General features: G+C 64.4%; 13 protein-coding genes and 1 tRNA gene. 7 read left to right on the top strand and 7 right to left on the bottom strand.

Annotated features, from left to right (window positions below):
• Nucleotides 1-149: 149 nt before the first annotated feature.
• Complete coding sequence (locus tag FHY09_RS13760; protein WP_166927469.1) at nt 150-803, bottom strand: hypothetical protein; 654 nt, start codon at nt 801-803, stop codon at nt 150-152.
• 453 nt (nt 804-1,256) lie between these two features.
• On the opposite strand from FHY09_RS13760, the gene FHY09_RS13755 reads away from it, so the two are divergent.
• Entirely contained in the window at nt 1,257-1,529 is a 273-nt protein-coding gene (locus tag FHY09_RS13755; RefSeq protein ID WP_166927468.1) for a hypothetical protein, read from the top strand.
• Here the strand turns inward: FHY09_RS13755 and FHY09_RS13750 are convergent.
• A complete protein-coding gene (locus FHY09_RS13750) occupies nt 1,526-1,675 on the bottom strand; it encodes a hypothetical protein (protein ID WP_166927467.1) in 150 nt (49 codons plus the stop codon). The genes FHY09_RS13755 and FHY09_RS13750 overlap by 4 nt on opposite strands.
• Before the next feature lie 121 nt (nt 1,676-1,796).
• Between FHY09_RS13750 and FHY09_RS13745 the strand changes: the two genes are divergently transcribed.
• Nucleotides 1,797-2,075, top strand: a complete 279-nt coding sequence (locus FHY09_RS13745) for a hypothetical protein (protein WP_166927466.1) — start codon at nt 1,797-1,799, stop codon at nt 2,073-2,075.
• A gap of 184 nt (nt 2,076-2,259) precedes the next feature.
• The gene (locus FHY09_RS13740) at nt 2,260-2,715 is read left to right on the top strand and encodes a hypothetical protein (RefSeq protein WP_166927465.1); all 456 of its coding nucleotides are present in this window, start codon (nt 2,260-2,262) and stop codon (nt 2,713-2,715) included.
• A gap of 882 nt (nt 2,716-3,597) precedes the next feature.
• Here FHY09_RS13740 and FHY09_RS13735 read toward each other — a convergent pair.
• The 5 genes from FHY09_RS13735 to dtd all read right to left on the bottom strand — a co-directional run bounded on the left by FHY09_RS13735 (nt 3,598) and on the right by dtd (nt 8,336).
• On the bottom strand, nt 3,598-3,855 hold the full coding sequence (locus FHY09_RS13735) for a hypothetical protein (protein ID WP_166927464.1): 258 nt from the start codon (nt 3,853-3,855) through the stop codon (nt 3,598-3,600).
• A 332-nt stretch (nt 3,856-4,187) separates the two neighbouring features.
• On the bottom strand, nt 4,188-5,402 hold the full coding sequence (locus FHY09_RS13730) for a phage integrase central domain-containing protein (protein ID WP_166927463.1): 1,215 nt from the start codon (nt 5,400-5,402) through the stop codon (nt 4,188-4,190).
• A gap of 176 nt (nt 5,403-5,578) precedes the next feature.
• Nucleotides 5,579-5,654 (bottom strand) — tRNA-Ile (locus FHY09_RS13725).
• 300 nt (nt 5,655-5,954) lie between these two features.
• A complete protein-coding gene (rpoD, locus tag FHY09_RS13720; RefSeq protein WP_166927462.1) occupies nt 5,955-7,805 on the bottom strand; it encodes an RNA polymerase sigma factor RpoD in 1,851 nt (616 codons plus the stop codon).
• A gap of 90 nt (nt 7,806-7,895) precedes the next feature.
• Nucleotides 7,896-8,336: a D-aminoacyl-tRNA deacylase gene (gene dtd, locus FHY09_RS13715; RefSeq protein WP_166927461.1), complete on the bottom strand. Its 441-nt coding sequence runs from the start codon at nt 8,334-8,336 to the stop codon at nt 7,896-7,898.
• Between the two features lie 63 nt (nt 8,337-8,399).
• On the opposite strand from dtd, the gene FHY09_RS13710 reads away from it, so the two are divergent.
• From FHY09_RS13710 to FHY09_RS13695, 4 genes are all read left to right on the top strand, one after another.
• Nucleotides 8,400-9,320 carry a lauroyl acyltransferase gene (locus FHY09_RS13710; RefSeq protein WP_166927460.1) on the top strand — a complete coding sequence of 307 codons (921 nt, stop codon included), beginning with the start codon at nt 8,400-8,402 and terminating at the stop codon, nt 9,318-9,320.
• Nucleotides 9,321-9,424: 104 nt separating this feature from the next.
• Nucleotides 9,425-10,540: a GTP cyclohydrolase II RibA gene (ribA, locus tag FHY09_RS13705; protein WP_166927459.1), complete on the top strand. Its 1,116-nt coding sequence runs from the start codon at nt 9,425-9,427 to the stop codon at nt 10,538-10,540.
• 91 nt (nt 10,541-10,631) lie between these two features.
• On the top strand, nt 10,632-11,126 hold the full coding sequence (locus FHY09_RS13700) for a PH domain-containing protein (protein ID WP_166927458.1): 495 nt from the start codon (nt 10,632-10,634) through the stop codon (nt 11,124-11,126).
• Entirely contained in the window at nt 11,123-12,676 is a 1,554-nt protein-coding gene (locus FHY09_RS13695; protein WP_166927457.1) for a PH domain-containing protein, read from the top strand. The genes FHY09_RS13700 and FHY09_RS13695 overlap by 4 nt, the downstream gene beginning before the upstream one ends.
• The last annotated feature ends 493 nt before the right edge of the window (nt 12,677-13,169 follow it).

Below are 13,169 nucleotides of genomic sequence, written 5' to 3'. Positions count from 1 at the left end.
CGGGATCATAGGCTCACCCATTCTCACAGCCAGAGACAACGGCGAATAATTCAGCCTGGCGCTCTGACTTCGCTTCGGTGCTGATCTGTTATCGCAACCAGCTCGGCTTGGCCGATCTGACGAAGGACGTCATCCACGGCGAGGAGCGGTCAGTAAGGCTGACCAGTAACCTCTGACATGTCCTCACAGAACCTCTCGAACCCAGTGCTCCCGTCGTCGCCGTTGGCGGTCCAATAGAGCGCAGAGGTTGCGGTAAAAGCAAGGATCCTACCCCCATCTTTCGCGTCGAAGTTCAACCACTGTGCATCCGCATACAGCTGCTGCAGATGGTTAAAAACGAGCTCGTTCAGTGGGTCAAGGCGGCGACTCTCGCCGAAGTGGCAGTACTGGTTTCTTGCACCATGGACGATCACACCTAGTGGCAAGTGCCCTACTTCTCTGCCGACGCATAGTCGTAGAGGTATCTTGAACTCTTTCTTAATTCGAGCACCGGGGCACTCTCGGATTAAACGGTTGATCTCTGATTCGAAATGCAGCGCGCCTGGGCCCTTAGCTGGCGAGACACCATGCAGATCGATGATCTTGTAGGCAAGCACGATCAGGGACCCCGCGAGCATTTCGCATGCCACGTGGTCGACCGACGCAGCCTTGAAGTCCTCCAAACTTACCTTGGGCTGGCAAAGCGCAGCTATCGCCCTAGTCTGCGAGGACTGCCTTTGCTGCTTGATCGCGTCGAACAGTATCTTCGCTGCAACTTTGCTACCAGACAAAAATTCTTCTTTGGCGACTGGGTGTGTCCACATTGCTCTGCGTTCCTAGCGCCCGTTGTGATCCGAACCTATCGTAGCCCGGGCAGGCCAGTCAGGAACGTCACTAGAATGTTTCCGTCTGATGGATCCTATAAAACTGGAGTCCGAAAGCGCTGCACGCGCGTACGGGGCTCGAGATGGCAAGCCAGAAGGCGTACTTAGGCATCCGCAACATGCAGTGCTCCTAAGGATTCAGACTGCACAATTTTGTGCAGTGCTTAGAAATCAATGGCTTGACTTGGCTCAGGCACTCGCCCGCGCAGCCTTTTAGGGCGTCCGAAAACTTGCCGGCCTGCCTCGCGCGCGCGTAGTGCTGGCATAAGCCCCTGATTCAAGCCGCTGGATTTGCGGGGTACACAGTCGAGCCTCACCTGTCTCAGACGGCCAGAGACAGCCAACGCATAAATTCCGGACGCCCACAGGGGGCGAACAACAAAGGAGTGTTAAGTGGCTAAGTTTTTGGTGGCTTACGACCTAACGGACGGGAAGGACTATGCCCGCATCATTGCCGAACTCAATAGACTTGGGGCTGTCCGAACACAGCGCTCTACCTACTTTGTAGGCGTGACCAGCGACGGTGCTGCCGGATTCTTGCAGCATCTAAGGGGCTTTGTTGATGAGGACGACTTGCTCATGGTGGTCAAGCTTTACGAGAAGCCCCGTTACACAAGGGCTTTGCGCGGCACGAACGAGTGGATAGACCATAACTTCCCAGCCTAGTTGCTTGGCTCGGCAGGAAACTCGTAACGACGGCTGCGGCTGCCGTAGGGCATCCCGTGAACGTGCACGAGGACACCAGCCGCCTTCCCAGCCAGATGGATCAGCCACAAGCGCCAGACGGGGATATAGGGGTTGTTGTTGTACATCGGTGGCTTCTCCTCTAGTGGGAGAGGCCACCCTACCCCCGGTGCAGGGGCGCTCAACGGATGGGATACGATGCGATCAGGCCCCGGATTGGCCGGGGTCCCAACCGCAGGGAATCAGGCAATGGCTTACAACCTCTTCATCGCCTACGACCTAATGCAACCAGGTCAGCGGTATGACGCAGTGCGAGATGCGATCCAGTCGCTCGGTCAGTGGCATCAGTTCCAATACTCACTCTTTTACGTGCACACCGACCACACCCCAGTTGCGGCCTATGACCTCGTTATTTCGGTCATGGATACCAACGACCGCCTTGCCGTGATCGACGCACAGGCTGGAGTGGTCACTGACTGGGATCAGCCGCCTATCAGCGCAATTAACGCGATCTGGCAAAGCCGATAACGCAAACCTATCCGGGGTAGGGCCGCCGATCTGCATGAACCTGCCCATGCGTAACCCTCCTCTGCTGGGAGGGTTTACCCTATTCCCACGGCCAGTGCGGTCAACGGATGACTTACCCACAGGCTATGGCCTACCGCCGGTGCAGGGCTTGAGTACACTCCGGACTCCAACCAAGGAGATGGTTATGTCTTACCCGTTGCATGCTTTCTGTAAAAAGCTCGGAACAGATGTTGAGGCGGGACGGCTTATGCTGCTCCGCGGCGATTGGTGGCTGAAGCTCCAGGAGAATGAGGGACAGAGCGACTCTCTCGTGTTGACCGGGCCGAATGCGGGAAAATTTTGTCAGTCGCCCACGACTCTACTTACCACGCTGTCTCCGGGATTCTCGTGGCAGATCACAGTCGACCGCCTGACACCTGTGGAAGGGCAATCACTGCCCGAGGTGAGCCCTGGCTATGAGGGCCCTGTACTGCACGGCCGTGCATGGCACATCGCTGAAATACGCTTCTGCTACAACGCGGACGGCTCTGAGAACATCGATGGAAACGACATCATGGATCGGGTGTCTCCATTCTCGGTTTGGCTCGTAGACGCGGAAGGACACAAGGCAGCTGACGTTCCGTTGTTCACCACCGCCTGAACTAAGCCCAGCCCTCGGCGGGGTCGGCGCTGGGCGGTGATAGGACGCGGCGCATGCCCCAGATTGGCCAATGCGGCAGGCGTCGCAGCCCGGGCGTTTGAGTCAGCCAGAGCTTTTTTAAGGTTCAGTCTGCCCGCTCAATCCCGATGAAGCTCACCGTGGCCCACATCGAAGCAGCGCGGAAGAAGTGACGAACAACGCACCGGCCGCTCGAGGGGCCGGTGGTTTGTGTGGCTTCATTTAAACCGGGCGAAGCAAACGCCAGATTTGGCGTTTGCTTCGCCACGAAGCCTATGCAGGCTTCGGTGCGGCCCAGCGATCGTTGTCGTGACGCATTCCCAGCAGCTAGGCGATTCTCGGGCTGCTGGCCGAGCCTTTAGTTGAGCGAGTGCACGGACACTCTGTGCTGGCCGTCGATGATTACAAGGCTCCGCGCTGAGGTGCAGGCTACAACGAGGCCGCAGTTGCACCCTGCCCCCGCTCCGAGCGGCAGCCCAGCTCATGGACAGCGAAGTAGCCGAAGACGCTGGCTCGATAGCCCCTGACGATCCCGAGTCTTTCCAAGAGATCACCCTCTTCTAGGCAATGGTTCGCATCGGGGATCTCGATGACGGCTGGATATGCACCCATCAGAGCTGTACCTCTCGGATAAGTACAGCCAGCTTTCGCAGCAGAGGCCGCTCCCCTCCCTTCCAGGCGTTCCTAGCCACTTTTTCCCTCCCCTCTGCAGTCCGCGGTCCCGTCGATCGCTCCCACGAGCAATCGCCCAGGCTGGTGGTGAAGTGGTGATCGTTACTGGGCCTCGGGTGAAACCGTGCCCGCCTGCGGTTGTCGCCAAAGGTGCCGAAGGGGGCAGGAGATTTTTAGTCTGATTGGCCGCCATCAGTCCGTCCCCGATGCACGGCGCAGAGCCTGCGCCTCTTCCAGCAGGTGGTCGAGGACCGCGATTTCATCCAAGCCGGGCATCGCATCGTTGTCCATGCACATACGAAAGTAGGACCGTACAAAGCTGACGTAGAGGCTGGCATCACCAAGGGCATGCATCGTATCGATGCCGGTGCAAACCTTGTATGTAGGCGCATCATCATGGACGGGAAGCAGGCCGTAAGGGGCTTCAACGGTGACGTTAGGCAGAGACATGGGAGAGCTCCGTAGGCAAGGCAAATGCATACGAAGCCACGCCCGCGAGGAACAAGGCAGCACACAGGCGGCAGGTATTGAGGTCGTCGCAGGCTGTGAGCCAGCGATAGAAAGCGAGGAAACCGCTGTAGCAATGCGCCCGAAGGGCAGATGAGGATGGCCTTTTTTTGGCCGAGCGCGCCCGTTCAGGCGCAGCATCTAATGCTGAAATCCACGATCGACTCCCAAATAGTCGTTTGTGGTAGGCCGAGTTAGGGGTTCCAGCCCCTGCTCGGCCGCTTCGTTTATGGCACTACTGAATCCTTGCTTCTCCCTCCTCTTGGTAGTGATGGTTAGGCGCGCTTGGCGCGGAACTCGACAACCTTGGGTTGCTCTTCCCGCAGGCGGTCTAGGTAGTCGGACCATGCCTGCATCATCTTCCTGCGCTCCGGCAGGTGCGTCGCGCGGTTGTAAGCACGGCCCAATGGATCCCGCACGGCGTGTTCAAGTTGATGCTCGATGTAGTCGGGACGGTAGCCCAGCACCTCGTCCAGCACCGTGCGCGCCATGGCGCGGAAGCCGTGTCCGACCATTGTCGAGCCGTCGAAGCCCAAGTTCCTGAGCGCGGCATTGAGCGTGTTTTCGCTCATCGGCTTCAGCGCGCTGCGCAGGCCAGGGAACACGAAATCGCTACGCTTCGTGTAGGGGTGCAGATCCTCAAGCACCTCGACCGCTTGAGCGGACAGAGGGACGACGTGAGGGGTGTTGGTCTTGCTGGTCACGTACCGCCATTCGCCAGCATCTAGATCGATGTCTGCCCACTTGGCGTGCCGCAGTTCGCCGGGCCGGACAAACAGCATGGGTGCGAGCTTCAGCGCCGCCTGCGTTACCAGCGAACCCTGATAGCCCCACAGCGCGCGAAGCAGGGGCCCGATCTGCGAAGGGTCCGTCATGCTGGCGAAGTGCTTGGTCTGCGGCTGCTCCAGGGCACCGGCGAGGTCTTGTGCTGGGTTCCGTTCGGCACGGCCTGTGGCCACGGCATATCGGAAGACTCGACCAGCGTGCGAGCGGGCTCGATGCGCCGTCTCGACAACGCCGCGCTGCTCCAGCTTGCGTAGGGCTGCCAGCAGGACAGGCGCGGTTATCTCAGTGACCGGCATATCAGCCAGTGGCGCCAGGTCCTTCTGGATCAAGCGGCGCTCGCGCACGACGGAACCGGGGGTAAGACCTTCCTTCGTCCGCTTCGCCAGGAGTTCCAGGGCAATGGCCGAGAAGGTGTTAGCGGCCCTCTCGCCATGCGCCGCTCGCTCCGCCTTCGCAGCCTGGGATGGATTGGCGCCGCCACGAAGCATGGCTCGCAACCTGTCGCGCTCAGCCCGGGCAGCCTGTAACGAAGTGGTTGGGTACTCATCGATTGTGACGATGCTCGCCTTGCCTAGGTAGCGATAGCGGTACCGCCACACCTTGCTACCAGTGGGACGCACCTCAATGCACAGGCCGTTTGCGTCGGCCACGCGATAGACTGCGGCCTTCTGCTTCAGCGAGCGCAACTTGGTGTCGGTCAGCATGTGAGTCGCCCGTTTGTGAGTCGGGGAGGCGAGCGCCAGCCCTTGACTCACACCCTGACTCACTTTTTTTGTGGATGCAAGGCGAAGCCCTTGGTCGCCGATAGACGGTTGATCCGCCTATTTCTAGGTTTTCGGCGAGGCCGCTGGACTTCGCTGGACGCCTGTAGACATCAATGTGGTGGGCCCACCAGGATTCGAACCTGGAACCAAAGGATTATGAGTCCTCTGCTCTAACCGTTGAGCTATAGGCCCTGCGCAGTCGCACAGTGTAGTGGACCACATGCCCAAGCGGCTATCACGTGCCGCGCCCGCACCTCGCCAAAGCCTCGCCAATGCCTAAGCACCCAACTCTCTCGTCGCTGCGCCCCTCTCAACCACCGGCTGCACTGCGCACCGTGTAGGGCACTAGTGACACCGGGGGCTTGCCTCAGGTCAGCGAAGGCACAGCCCATTTTGAGTCAGAGCCCGAGTGCCGCGGACGACACCCCCACCCAAAGAAAAACCCCGCTCTCGCGGGGTTCTTCTCACCTCACCAACCACGCTACCCGGCTATCAATCGATATCCAAGAAGCTCCGCAGCTGCTCCGAGCGGCTCGGGTGACGCAGCTTGCGCAGCGCCTTGGCCTCTATCTGGCGGATACGCTCGCGGGTCACGTCGAACTGCTTGCCCACTTCTTCCAGCGTGTGATCGGTGTTCATGTCGATGCCGAAGCGCATGCGCAGCACCTTGGCTTCCCTCGGGGTGAGGCCGGCCAGCACGTCGCGCACGGTTTCAGACAGATTGATGTTGGTGGTGTTCTCGATCGGGGACTCCACGTTGGTGTCCTCGATGAAGTCGCCCAGATGGGAATCCTCGTCGTCGCCGATCGGGGTTTCCATCGAGATCGGCTCCTTGGCGATCTTCATCACCTTGCGGATCTTGTCTTCCGGCATGTCCATTTCCTTGGCCAGCTCCTCCGGCGTGGCCTCGCGGCCGTACTGCTGGAGCATCTGGCGGGAAATGCGGTTCAACTTGTTGATCGTTTCGATCATGTGCACCGGAATACGGATGGTGCGCGCCTGGTCAGCGATCGAACGGGTGATGGCCTGGCGGATCCACCAGGTCGCATACGTGGAGAACTTGTAGCCGCGGCGGTACTCGAACTTGTCCACGGCCTTCATCAGGCCGATGTTGCCTTCCTGGATCAGATCGAGGAACTGCAGGCCACGGTTGGTGTACTTCTTGGCGATGGAGATGACCAGGCGCAGGTTCGCCTCCACCATTTCCTTCTTCGCCTTGCGCGCACGGGCTTCGCCGTAGGCCATCGCGCGGCTGATTTCCTTCAGGTCATCCAGGCTCAGCAGCGTGTGCTTTTCGATATCGATGGTGGCCTGCTGCTCGGCGATGATCTGCTCTTTCACATCACGCAGCGCCGAAGACCACTTCTGCTTGCGCTTCAGTGCATCTTCCACCCATTCCAGGTTGGTCTGGTTGCCTTCCCACGAACGGATGAAATCCTTGCGCGGCATGCGTGCGGTGACGGTGGCCAGGTTCAGCACGCGGCGCTCATGCGACTTGATGCCGGCCATGGTGTCACGCAGCTGGCGGGTCAGCACGTCGGTCAGCGGCAGCGGCAGCTTGAGCGTCACGAACACCGCCGACATCTCCTCGCGGAGCTTCAGCAGGTTCTTCGCATCGCCCTTGGCGTTGGCCTTCTTGAAAGCGTTATACGCATCGGCCAGGGCCTGCATGCGCGCAGCGACCTCTTCCGGGTCCGGACCGGTCGGGCCGGCTTCTTCCTCGGAATCGACGTCATCGGCGTCGTCATCGTCGTCGGCGTCGGTATCGTCGTCGCTGGTGTCTTCCACCACGGTGGCCGGGGCCGGCACGTCGTCGGTCAGGTCGTTGAAGCCCACGATCACTTCGGCCAGGCGCTTCTTGCCTTCCTTGTGCGCTTCATAATCGTTTAGCAGCGATTCCACCGACACCGGGAACAGGCCCAGTGCAGCCTGGACCTGGCCCAGGCCTTCTTCGATGCGCTTGGCGATGGCGATTTCGCCTTCGCGGGTCAGCAGCTCCACAGTGCCCATCTCGCGCATGTACATGCGGACGGGATCGGTGGTGCGGCCACCTTCGGTATCCAGTGCGCTCAGCGCGGCGGCGGCTTCTTCGGCGGCGGTGTCATCCACCTCGCGGTTGCCGGTGTTGCCGTCGTTGAGCAGCAGGGTTTCAGCATCAGGGGCAACTTCATGGACATCAATGCCCATGCCGTTGATCATGCCGATGATGTCTTCGATCTGCTCCGGATCGACCATGTCGTCGGGCAGGTGATCGTTGACTTCGGCATAGGTCAGGTAGCCCTGTTCCAGGCCCTTGCTGATCAGTTGCTTGATTTCGGATTGGGCAGGACGTTCGTTGGCCATGGATGCTCGCGCCACCGGCTGGAGTAGGAAAAGGGAACGTAGCATTATACCAGCCCCTCGCCCGGCCTGCCCGGGCGGTGGTCCCGGGGGTCAGGGCCTGAGCAGGAAGGTCACGGGACCATCGTTGATCAGGCTGACAACCATATGGGCACCGAACCGACCCGTTTCCACCCCTGCTGCGTGCTTTTCACGGCAGATGGCCACAAATCGATTGAATCCGCGTTCAGCCTCCTCCGGCGGCGCCGCCGTCGAGAACCCCGGGCGCGTGCCCGAGCGGGTGTCCGCGGCAAGGGTGAACTGGCTGACCAGCAGCAGCCCGCCGCCGGTATCGCGCAGGGAGCGGTTCATGCGTCCGGTCTCATCGGCAAACACCCGGTAGCCCAGCACGCGCTCGGCCATGCGCTGCAGCTGCGCTTCGGTATCGCCCGGCTCCATGCCCACCAGGGCCAGCAGGCCGGCGCCGATCTGTCCTACCGCCTCCCCGTCCACATGGACCGATGCCTCGGTGACGCGCTGGATCAGGACAAGCATGCGTAGACCTCTTTCGGCAGGAAAGCGGGCCACCTTAGCAGCGCGCGGGCTAGACTTGTGGCGATGAATCCGCAACGAAAAGCCCAGCTGGCGTATCGCGCCGCCGCCCTGTTCACCCGCCTGCCGTGGCCGTTGCTGCGCGGCTTCGCCTACAGCCTGGCCTGGCTGTGGATCCGTCTGGATGCGCGCGAAAGCCGGGTCACGCGCCGCAATTTGGAGCTGGCCCACCCCGAGCTGGACGCCACCGAGCGCGTGCGCATGCACCGCCAGGTACTGCGCTCCACTGCGCTGCAGACCGTGGAGACCCTGCGCTTGTGGACGCGGCCTGCCGCCGACAACCTGCGCGGGCACCTGCGTGAGCGCCATGGCCAGGCGCTCTACGATGCCGCGCTGGCCTCGGGCAAGGGCGTGATCATCGCCGCGCCCCACTTCGGCAATTGGGAACTGCTCAACCAGTGGCTGGCCTCGCGCGGGCCGGTGGCGATCGTCTACAAGCCACCAGCGGACCCGGCCGGCGATGCCTTCCTGCAGCTCGCCCGTGGGGGCGACAACGTGCAGCAGGTGCGCGCCGAAGGGCCGGCCGTGCGCCAGCTGTTCAAGGTGCTCAAGGAGGGCGGCGCCACCGGCATCCTGCCCGACCAGCAACCCAAGGCCGGCGATGGCGTGTTCGTGCCGTTCTTCGGCCAGCAGGCGCTGACCATGACCCTGGTCAACCGCCTGGCCGAGCGTACCGGGGCCACCGTGCTGTACGGCTGGTGCGAGCGCATCGGCCCGGACATGCAGTTCGCGCTGCACGTGGAGGCCGCCGATCCGGCCGTCGCCGATCCGGATCCCGTGGTCGGCGTGGCCGCACTCAACGCCGGTATCGAGCGCATCGCACGCCGCGATCCCTCGCAGTACCAGTGGACCTACAAGCGCTTCACGCTGCGCCCGCCAGGCAGCGGCGAGCGCGATCCGTACGCCACGGAAAAGCATCCGCACTGAGGACGGTGCGTTCAACGCACCGCGTCGGCGCCCGGATTCCGGTTGAATCCCGCGCTGGAGTCCCCATAGTGGAACACCACGTACCCCCGTTCACTGGTCACGCCATGTCCACCGCCCTCTCTTCCCTGTTCGGCGACCCCGCTGCGATCCGCTGCGAACGGGCGGTGTCCGAGCTGCGTGCGGGGCGTCCGGTGGTGATCGGCGATGGCAGCGGGCAGCGGCTGGCGGTGATCGCGCTGGACAGTGCCACCGCGCGCAGCTTCGCTGAGTTCGCCGTGCTGGCGCAGGACCGCCATTACCTGTTCCTGACCGCCACCCGTGCCCGCGTGCTGGGCGTGGAGGCCGCCGACGGTGCGCGCCTGCCGCTGGCCGGCGTGGCCTTCGATGCCCTGCCCTCGCTGGGTTACCTGCGCGAGCCTGGCCCGATGCCGGCCGGCTGGACCGCCGGCAATGCCCTGGATGCCGGTGCGGTGGAACTGGCCCGCCTGGGACTGCTGCTGCCGGCAATGGTCGGCATGGTGCTGGCGCCGGACGACGAGCGCCTGCAGGGCTGTGCGCAGGTGGCCCTGTGCGATCTCGCCGAGGGCGCAGCGCACGCTGCCCATGACTACGAGCTGGTGGCACGTTCGCCGGTGCCGCTGCGCGATCTCGGCATGACCACCTTCGCGGTGTTCCGTGGTGGAGTGGCCCAGCGTGACCAGGTGGCGATCATCGTCGGCGAGCCGGACCTCTCCGCCGTGGTGCCGGTGCGCGTGCATTCCTCCTGCCTGACCGGCGACCTGTTCGGCTCGCTCAAGTGCGATTGCGGCGACCAGCTGCGGCACGGACTGCGCGCGCTCAAGGAGCGCGGTGGCGGCGTGCTGCTGTACCTGGACCAGGAAGGCCGCGGCACGGGAATCGCCGCGAAGATGCGTGCCTACGGCTACCAGCATGATGGCCTGGACACCATCGATGCGGACGCGCAGCTCGGCTTCGGCGCCGACGAGCGCCGCTACGGCAGCGCGGTGGCGATGCTGCACGGCCTGGGTATCGAGCGCATCGCGCTGCTGAGCAACAACCCGACCAAGGCGCAGCGCCTGCGCAACGCGGGCATGGAGGTGCTGGAATGCATCCCGGTGACCGGTGAAATCACCCCCGAGAACGAGCAGTACCTGCGCACCAAGGCCGCACGCGCCGGCCATCTGCTGGACGTGGACGCGCTGATCCAGGCCGCGCAGTAGCGCCCGGCGCGCCGGGCGACGCAGCCGCGACCGCGCACGCCCCCGCTGCATCCTGCTACCGTTCGCGCTGACGCCCGTTCCGGAAGCCTGCATGCCTGCTCCTTCGATCCCCGCCGACGCATCCCCTGGCTGGCTGGCGCTGCCGGTGCGTGCCGCACGCCTGGCCGCACTGGAAGGCGCCGGCGGCGGGCTGTTCATGCCTGGCGCGCTGCTTGCCGGACTGAGCTGGTGGATGGGCTGGCCGCTGCTGCTGGCGCCGCTGTGGCTGCTGATCGGTGCGTTGATCGGCGCGGTGTTCGCATGGCGCCGCGTGCGCCGCACGCACTGGCGCCTGGATGCGCAGGGACTGGGCCTGCGCCGCGACCTGCTGTGGCACCTGGAAACGCGCGTACCGCTCAGCCGGGTACAGCACCTGGACCTGCGCCGGGGGCCGCTTGAACGACGCGCCCGCCTGGCCACGCTGATCGTGCACACCGCCGGCACGCGCATGAGTGCGGTGGTGGTGAGCGGTCTGGACGAAGCCGACGCCGAGCACCTGCGCGACACCCTCGCCCACCAGCTGGACCAGGACGCCGACGCGCTGTGAGTGCCACGCCGCCCCCCCTGCCCCTGCCCGCCAGCGGCGAAACAGGCGAGCACCGCCTGCACCCGTGGTCGTGGCTGTTCGTGCTGTTGCTGCAGCTGCGGCAATACCTGCTGCCACTGGTGGCGCTGCTGGTGTTCGGCCAGCGCGGTGACCGCGATCCGCTGTGGGCGCAGCTGCTGCCGCTGGGGGTGATCGCGGTGCTGGTGGTGGTGTCGGTGCTGCAGTACCTGAGTTTCCGCTACCGCATCGGCAGCGAAGCCATCACCGTGCGCAGCGGCCTGCTCTCGCGCAACCGCCGCGAGATTCCCTTCGCCCGCATCCACAACGTGGTGGTACAGCAGAACCCGTTGCACCGGTTGTTCGGCGTGGCCGAACTCAGGCTGGAATCTGCCGGTGGCACGCGACCGGAGGCGGAGATGCGCGTGCTGCGCATGGACCAGGCGCTCGCGCTGGAGCGGCTGGTGCGCCAGCGCGGCCAGGCCACGCGTGCGCCTGGCGCCGACGCACTGGCCGATCCCCTTGGCGATGCGCAGACTGATGAGGCGCGCGTTCTGCTGCACCTGACCCCGTGGGATGTGGTGAAGCTGGGGCTGTTGAGCAACCGCGGCTGGGTGCTTGTCCTCGCCGCGCTGGGCGCACTGTTCCAGGTGGTGCCGCGCCGGGTGATGGATGACGTGGTGGAGCGCGGTGGCCGGCAGGCCTTCGGCTATGCCAGCGAACTGCAGCCGGGCATTGCCGGCGCGCTGCTGCTGGTGGCGGCGTTGCTTCTGCTGGGCTGGCTGGGCCTGCGCGTGCTCTCGGTGGTGCTGTCGCTGCTGCGCTACCACGGCTTCACGCTGTCCGAGCAGGAACGCCGGCTGACCGTGAGCACCGGGTTGCTCAGCCGTACGCGCAGCAGCGTGGCATTGCGCCGTATCCAGGCATGGACGCTGCGCGAATCCATCACCCAGCGCTGGGCGGGTGCGCGGCAGCTGCGGATCGACAGTGCGGCCGGCCAGGCTCACGGAGAAGACAAGCAACGCGTGCTGCGCGAGTTGGCCCCTCTGGCCACACCCGAGCAGTGCGATGCGCTGGCAAGGCACCTGCTGCCGGGCGTGGCATGGCCCCCTACGCAGTGGCACAGCGTGCCGGTACGCGGCAGCTGGCGCCTGTGCGTGACCAGCCTGTGGCTGACCCCGTTGCTGGCGGCGGCGCTGTCCTGGCGCTGGGGCGCACTGGGCCTGGCGGTGCTCGCCTGGTTACCCATCGCTCTGTGGACTGCGCGGCTGCAGATGGCGCGCATCGGCTGGCACGTGGATGCGCACCTGGTGGCGGCGCGCGGTGGCTGGTGGCGACGCTGGTGGCGCTGGGCGGAACTGGACAAGCTGCAGGGCCTGCAGTTGCGCCGTTCACCGCTGGATCGCCTGCTGGGCACGGCGAGCGTGCGATTGGACACGGCCGGGGCGCAGGGTGATGTGGCGCTGCAGCTGGACTACCTGCCGCAGGCGCAGGCGCGTGTGGTACTGGAGCAGCTGGCGGAGGCGCTGGCCAAGCGCCGGTTGCACTGGTGAGGGGCGGGCCTGCGGACGGCTGAGCCCCCTCGGGGCTGGACGGGCGATGGGGCTGGGAGGCTGGCCGGACGGTGGGGCTGGGAGGGGGACGGCAAAACCCGCTCCTGCGGGCCTTGCTTCGCGCCATCCATGGCGCCCCCCCCCCCCCCCCCCCCCCCCACCGCCCGGCCACCGACAGTTGCCGTGCGCCTCAGCCACGAAAGATAAAAAAAACAAAAGCAGACGCATGTCCCCGCACCTCACCGGTCACCCGGATGGCGACGAAGGCGGATCGGGCTGGGGATGCGGGGGCGTAGAGCGCCATGGATGGCGCGAAGCGAGGCACGCAGGACGCAGCTTTTGCCGTCCCCCGCAGCCCCCCCCCCCCCCCCCCCCCCCCCCAAAAAAACCCCCCCCCCCCCCAGCGGTTTGTTTGCGAGGTTGTGTTTGTGTAGCCCCCCCAAAAACCCGCCCCCCGGCCCCCCGCCCCGCCAACCCAACCCCAACCCCCCCC

The organism is Xanthomonas sp. 60 (genome assembly GCF_011761925.1).
The sequence above is the reverse complement of the archived record's forward strand: the minus strand, read 5'-3'. Positions and strand labels throughout refer to the sequence as shown.